This window comes from Empedobacter stercoris, from assembly GCF_020281205.1.
In the GTDB taxonomy this organism is placed as follows: domain Bacteria; phylum Bacteroidota; class Bacteroidia; order Flavobacteriales; family Weeksellaceae; genus Empedobacter; species Empedobacter stercoris.
In genome coordinates, this window is record NZ_JACXZC010000008.1 from 89,358 (window position 1) to 111,434 (window position 22,077).

The window sequence follows — 22,077 nt, forward strand, 5'->3', positions numbered from 1 at the left end:
AAAGGTATTGTAGGAAAGTGAAATATGTATAATTATTTTGAAGTGAAAAGTTATTTATTCTGATATTTGTATAAATAAAAACTAATCGACAAATTGAGTATTTTTGTCTAAAAATAATGGACTATATAAAACCAACGACAAAACTATGATAAGCATAATCTTGCCTGTGTACAACGCTTCTCCTTATTTAAAACAATGTATCGAATCTATATTAAAACAAACTTATATCAATTTTGAATTAATAATTATCAATGATGGTTCTACTGACAATAGTTTGGAAATATGTATTGAATTTGAAAATTTAGATAATAGAATTTTATTAATTAATCAAGAAAATAAAGGTTTTGGTTTTACAAGAAATCTTGGATTAGAAAAAGCTTCAGGAGAATATATTTATTGGGTTGATTCAGATGATTGGATAGAAAAAGATACCATTGAAATTCTTTATAATGCAATTAATCAATACTCAGCTAACATTGTTGTATGTGGATATGTAGAAGAATATAATTCTACTAAAAAAATATATAGAAATGATAAATCCATAAAAGTTTTGAATAAAGTCGATTTTTATGAAAAAATAATTCTTGAAGATAATTTGAAAAGTTATTTATGGGATAAATTATGTAAAAAACAAGTTTTTGAAAACGTTACATTTCCTGAAAACAGATACTTTGAAGATTACTCCATTTTATACAAAATAGCATATAATACGGAAAAAATTGTATTAGTTAACAAAGCAAAATATCATTATAGGCAACACAATAATAGTATTTGCAGATTTTCTAACTCTAAAAAAGAATACGATTTTTTTCTTGCTATACGAGAAAAAATAGATTTTTTATCTAAGACTTCAAATTTAGGAGACTTGAAAAAACAATATGAAATAATTGCTATCCGCAAAATTTTACGAACTTTAAAAATTCTTCTAATAAATAATGATATTGATTCTTCTAATTATATTGACAGTATAATAAAACATCTAGCACCTTATAAATCAATCGCTAAAAAAAGAACTATCTTCTATTAATTATATCAAATTCTATTTAGCTATAAATCACACAAAATTCTATTCTTGGATATTGTCTAAAAATAAAAAAACGTATCAAAAAATATAACTTATATTAAATTTTATAGAGAAGTGTAAAAGTTATGGTAGTTTTCTTCCAAATTTTTTAAATCAAAACTTGAAGAAACAATACTAAATGCCGACTCCACAATATCTTTCCTTAAACTAGCATTTTCTAATAAATTCGAGATTTTTCTTTCTAATTCATTTTTATCTTTTATTTCCGCTAAAAAACCTGTTTTATAATCAATAACAACTTCTGGTATTCCTCCTGCTTTTGTAGATACAATTGGCACTTTTGATGCAAAAGCTTCATAAATTGATAATGGTAATCCTTCTGTTAACGATGTCATCAAAAGAATATCTAATTCAGGTAATAATTCATTGATATTATTTCTAAATCCCAAAAAATGAATTTTATTTTCAATTCCCAAACTACTTGTATACTCCTTTAATTCTGCATCTAATTCACCACCTCCAATCAAAACAAATTCTAGTTTATCAGGATTCTTTTTAAGTAATAATTCAGCAGTATCAATAAAAGTTTTTATATCTTTTTGTTTTGATAAAGAACAAATATTTCCAATAATTTTTGAATCTTCAGACAGATTTAGTTCATCATGAATAATATTTTTTGACGATTTATTTGCAAACTTATTTACATCAATAGCATCATAAATTGTTAATAATTTATTCGGATCCATTCCTACATCAAGATATATTTTTTCAACAGCTTTTGATACACAAACAATCTTTTCTACATATTTGTTATCATATTTTAACTTACTAAAAAAATTATCCTTAATACGATTATTTCTTTTTCTACTATAAATAATTCTAGCTTTAGTATTGGATAACATTTTTGCTAAAATTGCTGCAGATAGTGCACTTGAATCATGAATATGGACTACATCAATTTGTTTTTCTTTTATAATTTTGTTTATAGGCCTAATTAAACTTAAAACTTTATTTTTCTTCGTATAAGTAAAATAATTAGCCGTATCTATTTTACATTTTTCAGCTAACACAGAAAATTCAGGACATAAAATATATTGTTGGATATCATCATATTTTTTTAACAAATTATAAATTGTGTACATTTGTGCGTCACCTCCACGCCACTCTTCTATTGAAGTAACATTTAATATATTCATTTTTTGTTTTTAAAATAATTTTGATATGCCCAGCAAAAATAAGCATATCTTTGGCACATTAAAATGAAATATAGTTTTATTCTATATTAATTACAAGATTTTATAAAATGACACAGAAAATTGTCGTAAATAATAATTATCAAACCACATCAAAAGAAATCAAATCTATTATAAACAGTTATGATTTGATTGATGATTATATTGCAAAAGGAACACGAAATTCTATCAAAAAAACCAGATTAGAATCAGGAAAAATTGCCACTATAAAATCTTTCAAAATCCCGAATATTGTCAACAAATTTGTCTATCGTTTTTTTAGAGAATCAAAAGCAAAACGTTCGTACGACTATGCGAATAAATTAATCGATTTAGGTTTTTTGACGCCCTACCCAATTGCGTTTATTGAGAATACATCAACACTTAGTTTTAGAGAAAGTTATTATTTTTGTGAATTAGTTGATGCGGATTTAACTTATCGCGAATTGGTACATGACGAAAAATGGCCAAATAGAACAGAAATTCTAAAACAATTTACTCGTTTTACGTTCAAATTACACGAAGCTGGAATTGAATTTTTGGATCATTCGCCTGGAAATACATTAATTAAACAAATCGGAGATAATCAATACGAATTTTATTTAGTTGATTTGAATCGAATGAATTTTCATGATTCAATGAATTTTGAAACAAGAATGAAAAACTTTTCTCGCCTTACACCACACAAAGAAATGGTTGAAATAATGGCGAAAGAATATGCAATACTCGTTCATAAACCAGAACAGGAGATAATAAATGCGATGTGGAGCAAAACGGAAGAGTTTCAATTTAAATTTCATCGAAAACAAGCTCGAAAAAAGAAATTAAAAGCCTTAATAGGCAAATAATACAGATAAAAAATATAATCTTGTTCATCTTTTTTGGTCAGGTTTTGTCCACTTCTGTCCTTCATTTTTTTAACAAAAAACACTTAAATCAAAATTTACAGAATAACATCAGCTAATAACTAAGCTTTAGCTTCGCTCTGTTCGGGCAGAGCCCTCGGGTCGTCATGTCTGGAAGACAAGAGATATATTAAAAAGCAGTGAAGTAAAGCTTGTTGAACCCTTCCATAAACTCAGGACAGGCTCACCGAAGTTAGCTATTTTTATTCCTAATAAAGTTATCGAAGTTTAGTTTTAAGCTACACAAGCAGTATTTTATATGATTACTATATAATTAAAAATAAGTAACATTTCCCCACAAGTTATATTATACTGTATTTTTTTCTTAAATTTACTAAAAGCTCTTAACTATTTAAATAATAAAAAATCAAGAATTATAGACAATTTAAACAATCAAATAATTATTGTAACAGGTGGTGCTGCTGGCATTGGTGGTGGAATTACTAGTGAACTTGTAAAAAGAGGTGCATCTGTTATCGCAGTTGATGTTAATGAAGAAGCTGGGTTAGCGATTGAAAAGAAAAACGAAGGAAAGGTTATTTTCTTGAAAGGTGATGTTTCTCAAGAAGCTGTTGCACAGGAAGCTGTTGAATTAGCTTTAACTAAATTTGGTAAACTTACGGGTTTAGTGAATAATGCCCATGTTTCGAGACAAAAACCATTGATGGAACTTACTGAAGATGATTGGTCAATTTCGTTTGATACAGGTTTTAGAGCCACACTTAATTTTATGAAAGCTGCCTACAACGAATTAAAGAAATCAGAAGGTGCTATCGTTAATTTTGGTTCTGGTGCCGCTTTGCAAGGAAGTAGATTTCAAGCAAGTTATGCAGCTGCAAAAGAAGCTATTCGAGGGTTAAGTCGTGTTGCAGCAAATGAATGGGCTGCTGATAATATTCGTGTCAATGTAGTTTGTCCTCTTGCCTTAACAGCTGGAGTTGAGAAATGGAAAGAGAACTTCCCTGAAGATTATAATCACGTAGTAGAAAAAATTCCTTTAGGACGTTTTGGTGATCCTCAAAGTGATGTTGCTCCAATCGTGGCTTTTTTACTTAGTGAAGACAGCAAATATATGACTGGACAGACCTTAATGGCAGATGGTGGCGACATTAAACTTCGCTAAAAACTGTTTAAGTTAAATAAATAATAAAGGAGAAATAATTTAATTTCTCCTTTATTTTTATACTGTATTTTAGAAATATTAAAAAAATAATTTTAAGAATTCTGAATCATTTCAGAAAATGGAATAATCGTGTCATATCCTTTTTCTTTAAAATACTCTTTCATCCCTTCTCTATAAGTAACCAAAACAAAATCGCCACCCCAAGCTCCAAGACTTTTTACGCTTCCTTCGTAGTCCGAGAAATACAATTCTTTCGCTTTTGGAATTTGCATAAAAGCACCTAATCGATCTTGATATTCAACCATAATAGATTCTAAATCTGTTAAATTATCAACCTTTGTCGCCTGAACAACCAAATCAGAAAGCTCATTAATCATTTGCCAGTCTTTTGGTTTATTCTTGTAATGGTTTCCTACAACCGCCTGTGTATCTTGTTTTTGATTTAGATAAACAAAATATAATTTATCTTTAAAATTCCAATTCAGCTCCAATTCTTCCACCTCTATTCGGGGTTTATTATGAAATAAAATTGGTTTATTATGATGTGCACAAGCGATATCATAACCACTTGTATTGAAAGTTAACTTATTCAATTCAAACGGATTAACATCTATCCATTGACTAATTAAATCGATTAAAGTAGAGCTACTTCCTAAACCCCATTCTTGCGGATATTCTAACTTTGTTAAACATTGATAACTTTTATTAGAATTAAAAAAATCAGAATTTAATGTTTGCGCTTGCTTGAGAATTGTTTGCAAAGATTGACTTAATTGATCATTTGTTGAAGAAATAATATCTAAGTGATCTAAACTCAATTCAGCTTCAAACCATAACGAGTCATCGTATTTAGTTGCTTTCCAACTTATCGTATTTGTATTTTTAGCCGAATCTTCTACAAACAAACATTGCCCATATTTTGTGGGCAATGCAAATGCTTTCGCTCCATCTATTACAATATATTCCCCGATAAGGAATAATTTTCCATTGGAACGGTATGTTTTCATTTTTATTAGATTTGTGCAGAAGAAGTTGACACCTCTCTATTAATTTTCTTCACTAAACCTTGTAAAGTGTTACCTGGTCCTACCTCAATAAACTCAGTTGCACCGTCAGCTATCATCTGTTGAACAGATTGAGTCCATTTTACAGGAGCCGTTAATTGAGCAATTAAATTTTTCTTAATTGCTGCTGGATCGGTAATTGCTGTTGTTGTCACATTTTGATAAACTGGACAAATAGGCGTATTAAATGTCGTTTCCTCAATTGCCTTTGCTAATTCTTCTTCTGCAGATTTCATTAAAGGTGAATGAAAAGCTCCACCAACAGGTAAAACCAAAGCACGCTTAGCACCTAATTCTTTTAATTTTTCACAAGCTAAATTAACTGCTTCAATCTCTCCAGAAATCACTAATTGACCTGGACAATTGTAATTTGCTGCTACCACTACTCCTTCGATTTCTTTACAAGTATCTTCGACAATTTTATCTTCTAAACCTAAAATTGCAGCCATTGTAGAAGGATTTGCTTCACAAGCATCTTGCATGGCTAATGCACGTTTGTACACTAATTTTAATCCCGATTCAAAATCTAAGGTTTCATTAGCAACTAATGCAGAAATTTCACCTAAAGAATGACCTGCAACCATTTCTGGTTTAAAATCAGCTAAGGTTTTTGCTAAAATTACAGAATGTAAAAATACTGCTGGTTGAGTAACTTTTGTTTGTTTTAGATCTTCAGCAGAACCTTCGAACATGATCATTTTTATATCAAATCCTAAGATTTCGTTTGCTTGGTCAAATAATTCTTTTGCTATTTCAGAATTTTCGTACAAGTCTTTACCCATTCCAGAGAATTGAGCACCTTGTCCTGGAAAAACATATGCTTTCATTGTGTTATTTTATAATCTATCGCAAATGTATAATAAAATCTTCAACTTCTTTGCTGAACTACGCTTTATAGCTTCTCATTTCTATAAATTTCGTCTAGATATTTGTATCGATTCGCAACAGAAATTGCGTGTAGTTTTGCAATTGTATAACCATCTTTTCCATCTAAAAAACCAAATCTCATCACGAAATAATTAAAAAAACGATAAGCTGGTTTTATTTTGTAATGAAAAAAATTAGGTTTGAGTTCTTTTTTTCTTAATTCTTGCGCTCTTAATCTTGAATAGCTATTTAATTTAACAAGATATTCCTTTTCATTATCATAAGTAAAATGATCCAATTTATTCTTAAAATAACCAACATTTCCTTGACATTCAATTATTTCATGTACCATGCGCTCAGATTTGTACTGCGATTTCGACTTTCTGAATAAGCGTATCACTTTATCATTTTGCATTCCAGAATATTTGATGTGTTTATTTCTAAAAAAGAATTTTCTATAAACATAATACGCATCAAATTTTGGCTGATTTTTAATAGTAGAAACCATCTCTTTTATCAATTCTGAAGGAATCCCTTCGTCGGCATCAAAAAAGGTAACCCATTCGTTATTTGCCAGTGAAATGGAATAGTTTCGTTGACTCGTAAAATTATCAAACTTACGTTTTACAAATTTTACTTTAGGATTTTGCAACGCTATTTCCTCTGTTTTATCAGTGCTATAAGAATCTACTATAATTATTTCTTCAGCATATTGTCCAACATGATTTAAATATCGTTGGATGTTTTTCTCTTCATTATAAGTTATTAGTAAAGCTGTAATTTTAGTAGACATTGATTCTATAGAATAATCTTTTTGAGTTTCTAATTCAACGCTTTTATCTGATTTAAATTGTCGTTCAATTTCATTCTGATCAAGAAATTTTTGTAATTTGTCTTTAAACAATTCAAAATCAAAGAATGAATAGAATTCATCAACTCGTTTTTTTATTCTTCGGTTATTTAGATCTGCAAACTTTTCGGGAAAATAATCTTTCAGATGAACACTTGTATGATTTATTCCATCTTCAAAAGTTGCCCAAACGTTTTTATCAATCCAAGGAGAAAAAATAATAAATGATTTTTTTCCTACCGCTTTTGTCATGTTTATGGCACCTCCATCATTTCCTACAATCAAATCACATTGATTTGTAATCGCAATAAACTCGCGCAAATCATTACCCAATAGTTCAAAATAAACTTTTGATTGTGTTTCTTTAGACAATTGATTATAAACTTCTTTGGCTTGATCTATTTGTTTTGGAAAATAATTGAATAATAGATTAACATTGAAATGTTGACCAATAAAATCAACCATTTTTGCCATTTTATTCAATGGAAAGGTTTTGGAAGGATCAGAGCCAAGCAAACTAATCATCATTGTTTTTCGAGAAGAATCTACTCCATGTTTTAGGAACAATGATTTCGCGTTCTGAATTTCTGCTTCTGTTAAGTACAACGTTGGTGCCGTAGCCAAAGGAGTTTCAATACCAAGAGGTTTTAACAATGACAAACGATGTTCTATTGCCAAACCAAGATATGATTTTGGTTCGTTGTGTTTGACTACATTATCGGTATACAAAAATGTTCGACCTGGTTTTTTGTAGGATATTTTTTTGGGTGCGTTGTTAATGAACACATTTATCCAACTTTGTAGTTTTGAATAAGCGTCTATGACAACGTCATATTTATTTTGATTAATTTTTTTAGAAAATCGAATCAATTTCTTTAATCCTTTGTTTTCTTTCTCGTCAAAAATAATTTTATGATCGATGTAAGGATTGTTTTCTAAAACTGGTAATGTGTTACTGTTAATTAAATAATCAATAGTTGCGTGTGGATAAGCTTTTTTGATATTTTCGCACAACAATGAAGTGATTAAAACATCGCCAATCATTTTGTGTTGGATAATCAAAACTTTCATAAAACATAGTTATACAGCAAAACTACTAAATAATGTTTGATTGAAATAAAAAAATCCTCATCAAACTGATGAGGATTGCTATTTTTTTTTAAAAATTGCTTTTAAATTATACTGCTACATTGTGCTCACGTAAAGCATCATTTAGAGAAGTCTTTTTATCCGTAGATTCTTTACGTTGTCCGATGATTAATGCACAAGGAACTTGGTATTCGCCTGCAGCAAATTTTTTCGTGTAAGAACCAGGAATAACCACAGAACGTGCAGGAACAAATCCTTTCATTTCTACTGGCTGATCACCTGTAACATCAATAATTTTTGTAGATGCAGTTAACACTACATTTGCACCTAAAACCGCTTCTTTCCCAACATGTACACCTTCTACGACTATACAACGAGAACCGATAAATGCATTATCTTCGATAATTACAGGAGCGGCTTGCAATGGCTCTAAAACACCTCCAATACCAACACCACCAGATAAGTGTACATTTTTACCAATTTGTGCACAAGAACCTACAGTTGCCCATGTATCCACCATTGTTCCTTCGTCAACATACGCTCCAATATTTACATAAGAAGGCATTAAAATAACTCCAGAAGAAATATACGCACCATAGCGAGCAACAGCATTTGGCACAACACGAATTCCTTTTTCAGCATAGTTACGTTTCAATTCCATTTTATCATGGTATTCAAAAATTCCTGCTTCTAACGTTTCCATTTTTTGAATAGGGAAATACATAACAACTGCTTTTTTCACCCATTCATTCACTTGCCAACCATCTGCTACTGGTTCTGCACAACGCAATTGTCCATTATCAATCAACTCAATTACCTCTCTAATTGCTGCTTGTGTTGCATCTTCTTGTAACAATTCTCTATTGTCCCAAGCTTTCTCTATGATTTGTTTTAAATTCTCCATCTTTATTAATAATAGCCACAAATATAAAAATTATAATCAAGGGATTTCATAGAGATTATTTATTATTGAATCGTTTTTATAAATTTGCCAAATGTCAAGAATATTAGCGTTAGATTACGGAGGAAAAAGAACAGGCGTTGCCGTAACCGATGAATTGCAAATTATAGCTTCGCCTTTGGATACCATTGAAACCTCAAAATTGATGGATTTCTTGAAACAATATATCGAGAAAGAAAACGTTTCTGACCTTGTCGTTGGATTATCTGTTCGCTTTTCAGGAGAATTAAATGAGATTGAAAATCAAATACAACCTTTTTTAAAAAAGTTTTCAGCACAATTTCCATTGATTAAAATTCATCGTGAAAATGAGATGTTTACTTCTAAAATGGCTTCGCGAGCTATGTTCGAAGGTGGAATGAAAAAGAAAAAACGTCAAGAAAAGGGTATGGTAGATAAAGTGAGTGCTGTAATAATTTTACAATCATTTTTATCACATAAACTATAACAAATCGTATCTTTGCCGATAAATTAATAAAAAAAGATCAGAAAATGGTATTACCAGTTGTAGCTTACGGAGATCCTGTCTTACGTAAAGTTTCACAAGATATAGATCAAGATTATAAAAATCTACACGAACTGATCGAAAACATGTTCGATACAATGTACGACTCGAATGGAGTTGGTATCGCAGCACCGCAGATCGGAAAAAATATACGTTTATTTGTCGTTGATTGTTCACCTTTCGAAGAGGATGAAGATTATGATGATGTAAAAGAAGAATTGAAAAATTTTAAACGCGTTTTCATCAATCCTAAAAAAATCAGCAGTTCTGAAGGAGATGAATGGGCATTTACAGAAGGATGTTTGAGTATTCCTCACATCCATGAAGATGTTACACGTCCAGAATCGGTAACATTAGAATTTTTTGATGAAAATTGGGTAAAACATACCGAAACTTTTTCGGATATTCGTGCTCGTGTTATTCAACATGAATACGACCATTTGGAAGGAAAGCTTTTTATTGACTATATTTCGAGCTTTAAAAAGAAATTAATAAGTAATAAATTAAAAAATATAACAAAAGGGAAAGTAAACACGAGTTACAAAATGAAATTCCCTTCATAGACCCTTAAACATAATAGAATATGGATTTATCAAGAGTTATCGCAATTTCAGGAAAACCAGGATTATACCGTTTAATTTCTCAAACAAGAGGAGGTTTCGTTGTTGAAGATTTAGAAAAAGGTAAAAAAATCTCAATCGCATCTAACTACAATGTTAGTTTATTAGACAATGTAGCAATTTACGGTGTATCACAAGAGTTTCCTTTAGCAGAAGTTTTCTTCAGAATTTACAAGAAAGAAAACGGTGGAGAAACAATCGACCACAAATCTTCTGGAACAGAATTGCGTAAATATATGGAAGAAGTTTTACCAGAATATGACGATTCAAGAGTTTACGATTCTGATTTGAAAAAATTATTTCAATGGTATAATATCTTACACAAAAACGGATTATTAAACATCGACTTAGCTGCTGTAGAAGCTGCAATGGCTGCTCAACAAGCACAAGAAGCTCCAGTTGTTGAAACTCCTGCAGAAGAAGTTGTAGCAGAAGAAAAACCAAAAAAGAAAGCACCTGCAAAAAAGGCTGCTGACAAAAAAGATGCTGAAGAAAAACCAGCTAAAAAAACAGCTGCTAAAAAATCAACAGCTAAAAAAGATAAAGACGCTGAATAATTAGAAATGAATACACGTAAAGATCAATTACGAGCTTTCGAAAGATTGTTAGATATAATGGATGAATTACGTGAAAAGTGTCCATGGGATCGTAAACAAACGATGGAAACGTTGCGTACGTTATCTATAGAAGAAATTTATGAACTTTCGGATGCCATTATCGAAAAAGATTCGGATGAAATAAAAAAAGAACTAGGTGATGTTTTTCTTCACCTGGTTTTTTATTCTAAAATAGCATCAGAGCAACAAAACTTCGACGTAGCTGATGTTTTAAATGGTATTTGTGACAAATTAATTCATCGTCATCCTCATATCTATGGAGATGTAGAAGCAAATACTGAAGAAAAAGTACTTCAAAATTGGGAACAAATCAAATTAAAAGAAGGAAACAAATCTGTCCTTTCTGGTGTTCCTACTTCTCTCCCAGCAATGGTAAAAGCCTATCGAATTCAAGACAAAGTAAAAGGTGTTGGATTTGAATTTGAAAATTCTGAACAAGTTTTTGATAAAATTGTAGAAGAAATTAACGAATTTAAAAACGAAGAAAATCCTTTGGATAAAGAGATGGAATTTGGCGATATTTTATTTTCTTTAATTAATTATGGACGATTCAATGGAATTAATTCAGAAGATGCATTAGAACGATCGAACAAAAAATTTATCCGTCGTTTTCAAAAGTTAGAAGAAATCGCAAAAGAAAATAATCAAAACATTGCCGATTTGACGATTTCTGAATTAGAAAACTTATGGAATTTAGCGAAAATTCGCTAGTGTAAAATTGACACTACTGAATGTATTTGATTTTACGAAAACGTTGTAATCAGACGTTTTAACATTATTATAGATATCTTTTATCGACACCAATAAAACAAAGTATTATCATTTATTGTGCACGCACAAAAAACCGACCTATATTTGCAATGGTTATAGCGGGCAATAGCTTGTAATAATGGAAGGAAGTTTGTTTACTAAGTAAACAGTTTTCTCATTTTTTTGTGGTTTTGATGAAAAGGTGACTTAAAGTCGCCTTTTTATTTTTTTATCCGTTTCTTCTTTTAAAACCAACATTTCTCAACACTCATTTTTAACTGAATTATTTGTAAATTTGTAGAATGCAATTTCAATTAAATTCTGAATTCAAGCCTACAGGTGATCAACCAAAAGCTATCGAAGAATTATCAAGAGGTATTCTTAGTCATGATCGTTATCAAACACTTTTAGGTGTCACTGGTTCTGGTAAAACATTTACGATTGCCAATGTTGTACAAGATGTTCAACGCCCTACCTTGGTTTTAGCGCATAACAAAACGTTAGCAGCTCAATTGTACATGGAATTCAAAGAGTTTTTTCCGAATAACGCAGTCGAATATTTTGTATCCTATTACGATTACTATCAACCCGAAGCTTATATCCCTTCTTCAGGAACCTATATCGAAAAGGATTTATCAATTAACGAAGAAATCGAAAAGTTACGATTAAGTACAACTTCTTCTCTACTCTCTGGTCGTCGTGACATTTTAGTAGTCGCTTCGGTTTCGTGTTTATATGGAATTGGAAATCCAACAGAATTTCATAAAAATGTAATTCAGATTGAAACTGGACAAATTATTTCCCGAACAGCTTTTTTACATAAATTGGTTCAGGCATTATATTCGAGAACTGAAGGACTTTTTCAACGCGGAAATTTCAGAATTAAAGGCGATACGTTAGATATTTTTCCAGCTTACGCAGATGACGGAATTCGAATTAATTTCTTTGGAGATGAGATCGAAGAAATTTCAGTTTTTAATGTTGAAACAGGTAAAACTTCTACCAAATTAGATAAAATTAATATTTATCCTGCTAATTTATTTGTAACTTCTAAAGATACCTTAAATGGCGCTATTGCTGATATTCAAATTGATTTAGGAAAACAAGTTGATTATTACAAAGAAATTGGAAAACATCTCGAAGCTAAACGTCTGCAAGAACGCACAGAATTTGATTTGGAGATGATCAAAGAATTAGGATACTGTTCTGGAATAGAAAATTATTCTAGATACTTAGATGGTCGCGAACCTGGAACTCGTCCCTTCTGTTTGTTAGATTATTTCCCTGAAGATTATTTGATGGTCATCGACGAATCTCACGTTACAGTTTCTCAAGTTCATGCCATGTACGGAGGAGACCGTTCTCGTAAAGAGAATTTGGTCGAATATGGTTTTAGACTTCCAGCTGCAATGGACAATCGTCCTTTAAAATTTGAAGAATTTGAAGCTTTACAAAATCAAGTGATTTATGTATCGGCTACGCCAGCAAATTACGAGTTAGAAAAATCAGAAGGAATTGTTGTGGAACAAGTCATTCGTCCAACAGGATTATTAGATCCAATTATCGAAATTCGTCCTACACAAAACCAAGTAGATGATTTGATGGAAGAAATCAATAAATGTGTTGAGTTAGACGAACGTGTTTTGGTGACAACTTTAACCAAACGAATGGCAGAAGAATTAACGAAATACTTAACTAAATACGGCGTTCGTTGTCGCTACATTCACTCTGATGTTGACACTTTAGAACGTGTTCAAATTATGGCTGATTTGCGTACAGGACTATTTGATGTATTGGTTGGTGTTAATCTTTTGAGAGAAGGTTTAGATTTACCCGAAGTTTCTTTGGTTGCAATATTAGATGCTGATAAAGAGGGGTTCTTAAGAAGTCATCGTTCGTTAACACAAACAGTTGGTCGTGCAGCGAGAAATATCAACGGTTTAGCGATTATGTACGCAGATCGTATAACAGACAGTATGCAATTAACGATAGACGAAACTAATCGTCGTCGTGAAATACAAATGCAATACAACAAAGAACACAATAAAGTTCCACAAGCACTAAACAAAAAAATTACAAAGCTAAGTTTAGCGGCAGCAGAATTTGAAGAAAATCCATACGAACAAAAACATTTGATTCAGCAAGCTGCGGAAATTAATGAAAACTATTCAACCGAAGATAAAGATAAGTTGGTACAAAAATTGCAGAAGGAAATGGAAAAAGCTGCAAAAAATTTAGATTTTATAAAAGCAGCCGAGTTGAGAGATCAAATTCAACTCTTAACCAAAGAATAGTACGTTTTTTTTCTGTTTCAATGAAATTTTTAAGTTTTACATTTATATTAATATTTACTCTTTTCACCTCTTGTAATACACATATTCTAAAATCTTCTACGAATAATGAATTAATAGAAAATGAAGAGTATAGTATCATTCATCCTCGTGAATTGAAGATTTTTAAACGTTTTGATACACCTCCAAATTTTTCAAGAAATCAAAATTATAATAACTTTGGAAAATGGTTAAATAATATTTCGCTTAAAAATAGCAATACCCCCGTTTATACTTTTGACGGTCAAAAAAAACCTAATCCTAATATTTATGTTGGAGTTTTAGATTTAGAACAACCAAAAAAAAATGTTCAGTTTAATGCAAATGCAGTTATGAGCTTGCGCTTAGAATATTTTTATCGTTCCAAAAAATATCTTGAAATGGATAAATTGGCAAAAGTTTCAACTCAACCAATTCCTTATTCAAAATATGTAAATGGCGATTATTCTTATTCAAAATACATTGAATATTTACAATATTACTTAGAAAACACCAATTCGAATACCATGTCTGAGTTAATGAAACCTATCAACCTCAAAGATTTACAAATAGGCGATGTTTTCTTGCAAAAAGGAAGTATAAAAAATCATGCTGTTATCGTGATGGATCTTGCTGAAGATAACTTAGGAAACAAACTCTTTATTCTGGCGCAAAGCTATTATCCAAGCCAAGATTTACAAATTATTACGAATCCAAGCAATGATTTAATATCTCCTTGGTATATGGCAAAAGAAGGCGTTCTATTAACGCCTGAATGGCGATTTTTAACTTCGGATCTAATGCGTTTTAAATAACAATTTACTTTTTCAATCGTTTCATTTTACTTAAATTTGTTGATCAAAACCCAATAATTAATTAATACAGTAAAATAATCGATAATGCAAAGAGTATATTTAGACAATGCAGCAACAACAGCAATTCGTCCAGAAGTAGTAGACGAAATGGCTCATGTGATGAAAAACGTTTTTGGTAACCCATCTTCTACTCACGTTTTTGGTAGAGAAGCCAAAGCATTGATCGAAATATCAAGGAAAAATATTGCGCAACGATTAAACGTTTCTCCTGCCGAAATTTATTTCACTTCTTGTGGAACAGAATCTAACAACACAATTATTCGTTCTTGTATTAATGATTTGGGCGTTACTCGAATCATTACATCTGATATGGAGCACAAATGTGTGCAAGAAAGCGTAAAAGACGTTGAAAATAGAGCCAATATTGAAGTCGTTAAATTGAATATTTTAAAAGACGGAAATATCGATTATGCTCAATTAGAAGAAGTATTAAAAGATCAATCTAAAAAAACATTGGTTTCATTAATGCATGCAAACAACGAAATTGGAAACTTAACAGACGTGAAAGCAATTTCTAAAATGTGTCAAGAAAATAATGCATTATTCCATACCGACACAGTACAAACTGTTGGTCATTATGATTTAGATTTTCAAGATTTGGGAATGGATTTCGCTTCTTGCTCTGCTCATAAAATTCATGGTCCAAAAGGTGCTGGGTTCTTGTATGCTAAAAAAGCATCACATATCAAACCATTGATTGCTGGTGGTGGACAAGAAAGAGGTTTACGTTCTGGAACAGAAAATGTATACGGAATTGTTGGTCTTTCAAAATCATTAGACTTGGCTTTAGATGAATTAGAAGCACATGTAAAACACATCAAAGAAATCAAACAATATACGATTGATCAATTAAAAAAAGCAATTCCAGGTGTCGCTTTTAACGGACTTTCTGAAGATTTAGACAAAAGTTTATACGCTTTATTAAGCATCAAATTACCATTTCACGACACATTAATTGGTTTCGAATTAGAATTGGCAGGTATCGCAGTTTCTCAAGGAAGTGCATGCAGTTCTGGTGCAGCTAAAGTTTCATTAGTCATGCAAACATTATATACAGAAGAAGAAATCGATCAAATGACACCTTTACGTGTTTCGTATTCGTATGAAACAACTAAAGAGGAGATTGATATTCTAATCGGTACCTTGAAAAAAATCGCTGAAAAGCATCAATTACAAAACGCTTAATGTCAGATTTTAATCAACTTGATATCCTCATCCTAATTGCATTAGCTTTTGGGTTTATCAATGGATTTTTCAAAGGATTTATTTCACAATTAATTGGTTTAATCGGATTTTTTGTCGCAATTTGGTTAAGTTTTAAATTTTATCAAATCATTGAAATTTATGTCGATGCTTACAATATCGTCGCTGATAGTTTAACTTCAATAGTTGCCTTAATAATCACCTTTGCGTTAGCTTTTTTCACCATAAAGTTAGCCTCAAGTATCACGCAAAAAACCGTCGAAGCAGTTGGTTTAGGAATCATAAATCGATTTGGTGGAGCAGCTTTAGGATTAATTATTTCATTATTATTATCCGCAAGTGTTTTGTATTACGCAGATCCAATTTTAGAATTAGGTTTTAAAGAAACAAAAGACGAAAGTCAAATTTTACCTATTCTAAATGAGAGTTCTCAAATCATCAAAAACTCCATCTTCGAGACAAAAGATAATCTACGAAACGTATCAAACGATTCTATAAAATAACATAATTAAAAACAAGAAGCTTCTTATCAGCTAACAAGAAGCTTCTCGACACCTAAAAGGAAGCTTCTCGTTTTGCAACGAGAGGCTTCTTATTTTATAATTAGAAAGTCTTTTTAAGTTAAATAAAATCTACTAACGACATCTTATGTCGGATAAAATCGTTCCTTTGTTCTAAATTTATCATCCATGAACAGCGCAATTATCTTAACAGCCCTTCTTTTTTTTATCATTGGTGCTGTAATCAGTTTTTTATATGCTAAATCTAAAGCAAATTTAGCCATAATTGGAAATGAAATAAAATACCAAGAACTTCAGAAACAATATGAATCGTTAAAAAGTGAGTTTATCGAAATAAAAGATGATGCCAATTTCAATTTGGATCAATGGCAAAAAGAACGCGAAAAAAATACGGAATTAACCGTCCGTCATCAAGAAGCGATAAAAGCAGTTGAAGAACAGAAATCATTTATGCTTGAAACAAACGAACGATTAAAAGAGCAATTCGAAGCACTATCAGCTCAAGTTTTGAGAAGTAATAATGAACAATTTCTTGATTTAGCAAAAACGACGTTAGACAAACACTTTTCTGATTCGAAGAATGATTTGGAAAAACGTCAACAAGCCATTGATTCTTTGATCAAACCTTTGAATGAAAGCTTAAATAAATTTGATGGAAAAATTTCTGAAATTGAAAAGGCACGTGAAGGTGCATATTCAGAAATAAAAGTTTTCTTAGATTCGATGCGTGGCACAACGGATAAATTACAAAAAGAAACCAACACCTTAGTTTCTGCACTTAAAACTTCGCACACAAGAGGAAAATATGGTGAAATAGGTTTGCGTCGTGTCGTTGAATTTGCTGGCATGTCATCTTTTTGCGATTTCGAAGAACAAACTTCTGTACAATCTGAAAATGGTTTACTTCGTCCCGATTTAATTGTTAATCTTCCAGGAAATCGTAAAGTAATCGTGGACTCTAAAGTTCCATTGAACCAGTATATGATGGCTTTTGAAACGGAAGATGAAACCCAAAGGAAACATCATTTGCAACTACATGCAAAAGCAGTGCGCGAACATCTAAAGAATTTAAGCTCTAAAGCCTATTGGAATCAATATACCGAAGCACCAGATTATGTGGTGATGTATCTACAAATTGAAAGTTCTTTTGGTGCAGCCTTAGAATTGGAGCGAACTTTGATAGAAGATGCTCTAAACAATAGAATAATTATTGCAACACCCACTACTTTGATTACAATGCTTCGTACAATTGCGTTTAGCTGGCAACAATTAAATGTTGCAGAAAATATATATCAAATGCGCGATGCTGGAATCGAATTATACAATCGTGTAAACGTTTTAATTCAACATTTAGCCACAGTCGGTCATAATTTAAATCAAGCAACACAAAGTTATAATAAAGCGATCGGATCGCTTGAAAACCGCTTTATTCCTCAGGTGAAAAAGCTGAAAGAAATAGGTGGTACTTTGATGGAAAAAGAAATTTCAGAAACTAAGCCTGTCGACACAATGATTCGTGCAATAAATAACGTAGATATTCAATAATCATTCTATATTTGTACAACTATTTACGAGAATGAAAACAAGTCTATTTACCTTGATTTTACTTTATTCTCCTGCAATTTTTGCGCAGGTAAATTTTGAAGAAAAATCTGTTCAGGTAAAACCAAATTTAGAACTAAATAAAGTATACAACTATTCATTTACAGATCGTAACTTCTCGATTTCTGTAAATGATACTGTGTCTAAAGTTGTCAACCAATCATACAAATCGGTTGAACTGATGGATAAAAATGAATTTGCCAACAAGTACACATTTATCAATGGTAAAAATCATTCGAATGATCCTGATGATTTCTACCGCGATTTCATCAATAATTCTGAAGGATTGGAATATCAATTTACGACAAATCCTTCTGGTGAATTTTTAGAATTATTGAATACTCCTCAGATTGAAGAAAAATTGCTTAAAATAACAGATCGACTTTCTAAACAACGTAAAAAATCTGAAGATTATAAAGCTAACATTGCACACATCGAAGAAATGATCAAATCAAAAACCTATGTTCCCTACGTTTTTGAACAAGAAGTGCATGTTTTCAGTTATTTCAATGGGCAATATTTTCGTTTAGGCGAAAATTATGAAGGAAGATCTGTCCAAGAAAATATTTTTGGTTTCCCTATTTCATCAACAACCAACACTTATCTAAAGGATCTTAACAAAGAGCAAGGGACTTATACCATTGTTTCTGACCAAAATTTGAGCAAGGATGATTTTGAAAAATTATGGGAAGAAATGGCGTATTATATGCTAAATGATGCCAAATTGAATTTATCTCAAGAACAAGTAAAAAAAGAGATTAAAAAATATTCGGAAACGGTAGAACTGAAAGTAAAGTATGAGAATACCTACAACTTGAATTCTATTCTTTTAAAATCTGAATATTTATTCAGTTTAAATATTGGTGCTAAAAAAACGGTTAATCACTTAAGCATTAAATTATTGAATGATTAAACTTTTATTTTTTAGTGATTTAAAGAACCTTTTAAAATAATTTGGTTTATTTTTGACTTAGACTTGATACTTTTTAATGAAAATTAATTTTACATATTATCTGTTTTTTCTATTTTTTTCGATAAAAATTTTCGCTCAGAATCCTGTTCAAGATAGTATTTCACCGATAATAAATGATTCGATTTCTGATAAAACAGAAGAAACAGTCATTTTTCCGAAAACTTATTGGAATGTAGGTGATGAAAAAAGATACAATGTAACAGCAAGCGAAGTGAAATTGGAAGATGATACCATTGCGCATCAAGAACAATATACTTATAACGTTATTGTTCAAGTTGAGAATATTTATCAAAATGAAACAATTGTAAAATGGAATTTTAGAAATGTACAATTCAATTCTAAATCCTATTTAAACAATCCTTTTTCGTTGGTTAATAATGTTTCTATTTCATTTAAAATAGATCAAGACGGAAGATTTTTAGAGTTTACAAATCTTGATAAAACGTTAAAAGAATTAATCTTATCTGCTGAAGATTTAGAAAATAAATACTTGGATAATCCATCTGCAATAGCGATTATTAAAAAGAATTTACAATATTATTCGACCGATGAAAACATCGTCAAATTATTTGATAAAGATATTCGTCAATTTCATCATTTTTATGGAAAGAGTACTTTTACTTTAGAGAGTGCTCCTTTTGTGTATCAATCGTACATGGACAATTTATTTAGCGCTTCTCCTACTCCAGCTTCTACGGAATTAAAGTTAAATGAAATTGGAATTTCTCAAACAAATTACATTATGTCGAGTTTTCAGGAAGCAGACAAAGAATGGCTTGCAAATTCTTGGTACACCTATCTAAAAGAATTGGCTACAAAATTAGGAACTGAGCAACCATCAGAAGATCGATTAAAAGACGATATCAAATATTACGTTAAAATGACGTCGCGTATCAAGGATAATGGTTGGCTTTCGTACAGTATCGAAACCAAAAAAGTAAAATTCCAAGATACAGATTATACCTTAGAGCGTCGTTTTGAGCTTGTCAACTAAAACATGCATCAATACTGATATTTCTTACCCTTATTAAATCATAAAAACTACGTGAATCAGGATTATTTTTCATAATTTTGCTTTCATTTTATATAAATTATATTCACTATGCAATTGTCTGAACAAGAAATTATTCGTAGAGAAAAACTACAACAATTAAGAGACTTAGGCGTTGAGCCTTACCCTGCCGAAGAATTCGTGGTAACTTCTAATTCGAAAGAAATTAAGGAAAAGTACGAAGAAGGAAAGGTAGTCAAGCTTGCCGGACGATTGATGAGTGTTCGTGTAATGGGAAAAGCATCTTTCGCAGAATTACAAGATAGCGAAGGTCGTATTCAGCTGTATGTATCAAGAGATGACATCTCTTCATCAGAAGAAGGAATCGAATACAATACTATTTTCAAGAAATTGATGGACATAGGAGATTTCATTGGAATCGAAGGATACGAATTCAAAACTAAAGTGGGTGAAATTTCTGTTCATGTAACAAAATTAACATTGTTATCAAAAACTTTACGTCCATTACCAATCGTTAAAACAGACGATGAAGGTCACATTTTTGATGCTTTTACAGATCCAGAATTACGTTACCGTATGCGTTATGTGGATATGGTTGTTAATCCCCACGTGAAAGAAATTTTCTTAAAACGTACACGTTTATTCAACGCTATGCGCAATTTCTTCAACGATCGTGGATACATGGAAGTAGAAACTCCTATCTTACAATCAATTCCTGGAGGTGCAGCAGCTCGTCCGTTTATTACACATCATAACGCATTAGATATTCCATTATATTTAAGAATCGCAAACGAATTATACTTAAAAAGATTAATCGTTGGTGGTTTTGATGGTGTTTACGAATTTTCTAAAAACTTCCGTAACGAAGGAATGGACCGTACACACAATCCAGAATTTACAGCAATGGAAATTTATGTTGCTTACAAAGATTACAACTGGATGATGGATTTCACAGAACAACTATTAGAACACTGTGCTATCGCTGTCAATGGAACTTCTGAAGCTACTTTTGGAGAACATAAAATCAATTTTAAAGCACCTTTCAAACGTGTTACAATGCGTCAAGCAATTATTGATTTTACAGATTTTGACATCGATGGTAAATCTGAAGCTGAATTATTTGAAGCAGCAAAAGGTATGGGAATCGAGGTTGATGATACAATGGGTAAAGGAAAACTAATTGATGAAATTTTCGGTGAAAAATGTGAAGGAAATTACATTCAACCAACTTTCATTACCGATTATCCAAAAGAAATGTCGCCATTGACAAAACAACACCGCGATAATCCTGAATTAACTGAACGTTTCGAATTAATGGTTTGTGGAAAAGAAATTGCAAACTCATATTCAGAATTAAATGATCCAATCGATCAACGTGAACGTTTCGAAGAACAATTAAAATTATCTGCAAAAGGTGACGACGAAGCAGGAGAATTTATTGACGAAGATTTCTTACGTGCTTTAGAATTCGGAATGCCGCCTACAGGTGGTTTAGGAATCGGTATGGACCGTTTGATTATGTTCTTAACAAACAATCCATCTATCCAAGAAGTTTTATTCTTCCCTCAAATGCGTCCAGAAAAAGCTACTCCAGCTTACGAATTGACAGAAGAAGAAACTAAAATTATTGAAATCTTAAAAGCTAACGAAAACATTGATTTAAATGAATTAAAATCTCAAGCTGCTTTGAGCGGTAAAAAATGGGACAAATCAATGAAAAATTTAGCAAAATATAACTTGACTAAAGTAACTGTAGATGGCGATGCCAAAACGGTTGCATATTTAGCCGAGTAAATTATTACCCTTTCATCTATATTTAAAAGCTCAACTTCAGTTGGGCTTTTTTTATGGCGTTCCCTCGCCAACTAGCATCCTATTAAATTATATGAATCCCTTAGCGCTCGGTCGGGCTATCCGCTGCAATCTTTTGTTTGGAGTAACATAGCACCTAAAAACAAAATCCTTCGTCAAACAA

Annotated in this window: 20 protein-coding genes; 15 read left to right on the forward strand and 5 right to left on the reverse strand. The window is 31.3% G+C overall.

Annotated elements, in window-relative coordinates; all coding sequences use genetic code 11:
* Window positions 1–103: 103 nt before the first annotated feature.
* Window positions 104–1,027, forward strand: coding sequence for a glycosyltransferase family 2 protein (locus IF125_RS05855; protein ID WP_225541824.1), 924 nt, complete (start codon window positions 104–106; stop codon window positions 1,025–1,027).
* A 101-nt stretch (window positions 1,028–1,128) separates the two neighbouring features.
* Here the strand turns inward: IF125_RS05855 and IF125_RS05860 are convergent, their stop codons facing one another.
* Complete coding sequence (locus IF125_RS05860) at window positions 1,129–2,220, reverse strand: glycosyltransferase (RefSeq protein ID WP_225541825.1); 1,092 nt, start codon at window positions 2,218–2,220, stop codon at window positions 1,129–1,131.
* A gap of 107 nt (window positions 2,221–2,327) precedes the next feature.
* Here IF125_RS05860 and IF125_RS05865 point away from each other — a divergent pair, with 107 nt between their 5' ends.
* A complete protein-coding gene (locus IF125_RS05865; RefSeq protein WP_225541826.1) occupies window positions 2,328–3,104 on the forward strand; it encodes a lipopolysaccharide kinase InaA family protein in 777 nt (258 codons plus the stop codon).
* A gap of 460 nt (window positions 3,105–3,564) precedes the next feature.
* On the forward strand, window positions 3,565–4,284 hold the full coding sequence (locus tag IF125_RS05870) for an SDR family NAD(P)-dependent oxidoreductase (RefSeq protein ID WP_225541838.1): 720 nt from the start codon (window positions 3,565–3,567) through the stop codon (window positions 4,282–4,284).
* Between the two features lie 92 nt (window positions 4,285–4,376).
* Here the strand turns inward: IF125_RS05870 and IF125_RS05875 are convergent, their stop codons facing one another.
* The 4 genes from IF125_RS05875 to IF125_RS05890 all read right to left on the reverse strand — a co-directional run bounded on the left by IF125_RS05875 (window position 4,377) and on the right by IF125_RS05890 (window position 9,058).
* Window positions 4,377–5,291 (reverse strand): GYDIA family GHMP kinase, encoded by a 915-nt coding sequence (locus tag IF125_RS05875; protein ID WP_225541827.1) that lies wholly within the window; start codon window positions 5,289–5,291, stop codon window positions 4,377–4,379.
* Window positions 5,292–5,296: 5 nt separating this feature from the next.
* Complete coding sequence (gene fabD / locus IF125_RS05880; protein ID WP_171623313.1) at window positions 5,297–6,175, reverse strand: ACP S-malonyltransferase; 879 nt, start codon at window positions 6,173–6,175, stop codon at window positions 5,297–5,299.
* 65 nt (window positions 6,176–6,240) lie between these two features.
* Window positions 6,241–8,136 carry a glycosyltransferase gene (locus IF125_RS05885; RefSeq protein WP_225541828.1) on the reverse strand — a complete coding sequence of 632 codons (1,896 nt, stop codon included), beginning with the start codon at window positions 8,134–8,136 and terminating at the stop codon, window positions 6,241–6,243.
* Between the two features lie 106 nt (window positions 8,137–8,242).
* On the reverse strand, window positions 8,243–9,058 hold the full coding sequence (locus tag IF125_RS05890; RefSeq protein ID WP_171623311.1) for a 2,3,4,5-tetrahydropyridine-2,6-dicarboxylate N-succinyltransferase: 816 nt from the start codon (window positions 9,056–9,058) through the stop codon (window positions 8,243–8,245).
* A gap of 91 nt (window positions 9,059–9,149) precedes the next feature.
* On the opposite strand from IF125_RS05890, the gene ruvX reads away from it, so the two are divergent.
* From ruvX to lysS, 12 genes are all read left to right on the forward strand, one after another.
* Window positions 9,150–9,563, forward strand: coding sequence for a Holliday junction resolvase RuvX (ruvX, locus tag IF125_RS05895; RefSeq protein ID WP_171623310.1), 414 nt, complete (start codon window positions 9,150–9,152; stop codon window positions 9,561–9,563).
* A gap of 44 nt (window positions 9,564–9,607) precedes the next feature.
* Window positions 9,608–10,183, forward strand: a complete 576-nt coding sequence (gene def / locus IF125_RS05900) for a peptide deformylase (protein WP_171623309.1) — start codon at window positions 9,608–9,610, stop codon at window positions 10,181–10,183.
* 20 nt (window positions 10,184–10,203) lie between these two features.
* Window positions 10,204–10,797 carry a DUF5606 family protein gene (locus IF125_RS05905; RefSeq protein WP_171623308.1) on the forward strand — a complete coding sequence of 198 codons (594 nt, stop codon included), beginning with the start codon at window positions 10,204–10,206 and terminating at the stop codon, window positions 10,795–10,797.
* A gap of 6 nt (window positions 10,798–10,803) precedes the next feature.
* Window positions 10,804–11,568: a nucleoside triphosphate pyrophosphohydrolase gene (mazG, locus tag IF125_RS05910; protein ID WP_225541829.1), complete on the forward strand. Its 765-nt coding sequence runs from the start codon at window positions 10,804–10,806 to the stop codon at window positions 11,566–11,568.
* 341 nt (window positions 11,569–11,909) lie between these two features.
* Window positions 11,910–13,901: an excinuclease ABC subunit UvrB gene (gene uvrB, locus IF125_RS05915; RefSeq protein ID WP_225541830.1), complete on the forward strand. Its 1,992-nt coding sequence runs from the start codon at window positions 11,910–11,912 to the stop codon at window positions 13,899–13,901.
* 20 nt (window positions 13,902–13,921) lie between these two features.
* Window positions 13,922–14,731 carry a DUF4846 domain-containing protein gene (locus IF125_RS05920; RefSeq protein WP_225541831.1) on the forward strand — a complete coding sequence of 270 codons (810 nt, stop codon included), beginning with the start codon at window positions 13,922–13,924 and terminating at the stop codon, window positions 14,729–14,731.
* Between the two features lie 84 nt (window positions 14,732–14,815).
* The gene (locus IF125_RS05925; RefSeq protein ID WP_225541832.1) at window positions 14,816–15,976 is read left to right on the forward strand and encodes a cysteine desulfurase family protein; all 1,161 of its coding nucleotides are present in this window, start codon (window positions 14,816–14,818) and stop codon (window positions 15,974–15,976) included.
* On the forward strand, window positions 15,976–16,497 hold the full coding sequence (locus IF125_RS05930; RefSeq protein WP_225541833.1) for a CvpA family protein: 522 nt from the start codon (window positions 15,976–15,978) through the stop codon (window positions 16,495–16,497). Before IF125_RS05925 ends, IF125_RS05930 begins: the two co-directional genes overlap by 1 nt.
* 186 nt (window positions 16,498–16,683) lie before the next feature.
* On the forward strand, window positions 16,684–18,060 hold the full coding sequence (gene rmuC / locus IF125_RS05935; protein ID WP_225541834.1) for a DNA recombination protein RmuC: 1,377 nt from the start codon (window positions 16,684–16,686) through the stop codon (window positions 18,058–18,060).
* Window positions 18,061–18,091: 31 nt separating this feature from the next.
* A complete protein-coding gene (locus IF125_RS05940) occupies window positions 18,092–19,030 on the forward strand; it encodes a hypothetical protein (RefSeq protein WP_225541835.1) in 939 nt (312 codons plus the stop codon).
* Between the two features lie 76 nt (window positions 19,031–19,106).
* Window positions 19,107–20,084: a hypothetical protein gene (locus IF125_RS05945; RefSeq protein ID WP_188319014.1), complete on the forward strand. Its 978-nt coding sequence runs from the start codon at window positions 19,107–19,109 to the stop codon at window positions 20,082–20,084.
* 108 nt (window positions 20,085–20,192) lie between these two features.
* Complete coding sequence (lysS, locus tag IF125_RS05950) at window positions 20,193–21,896, forward strand: lysine--tRNA ligase (RefSeq protein WP_225541836.1); 1,704 nt, start codon at window positions 20,193–20,195, stop codon at window positions 21,894–21,896.
* Window positions 21,897–22,077: the final 181 nt, after the last annotated feature.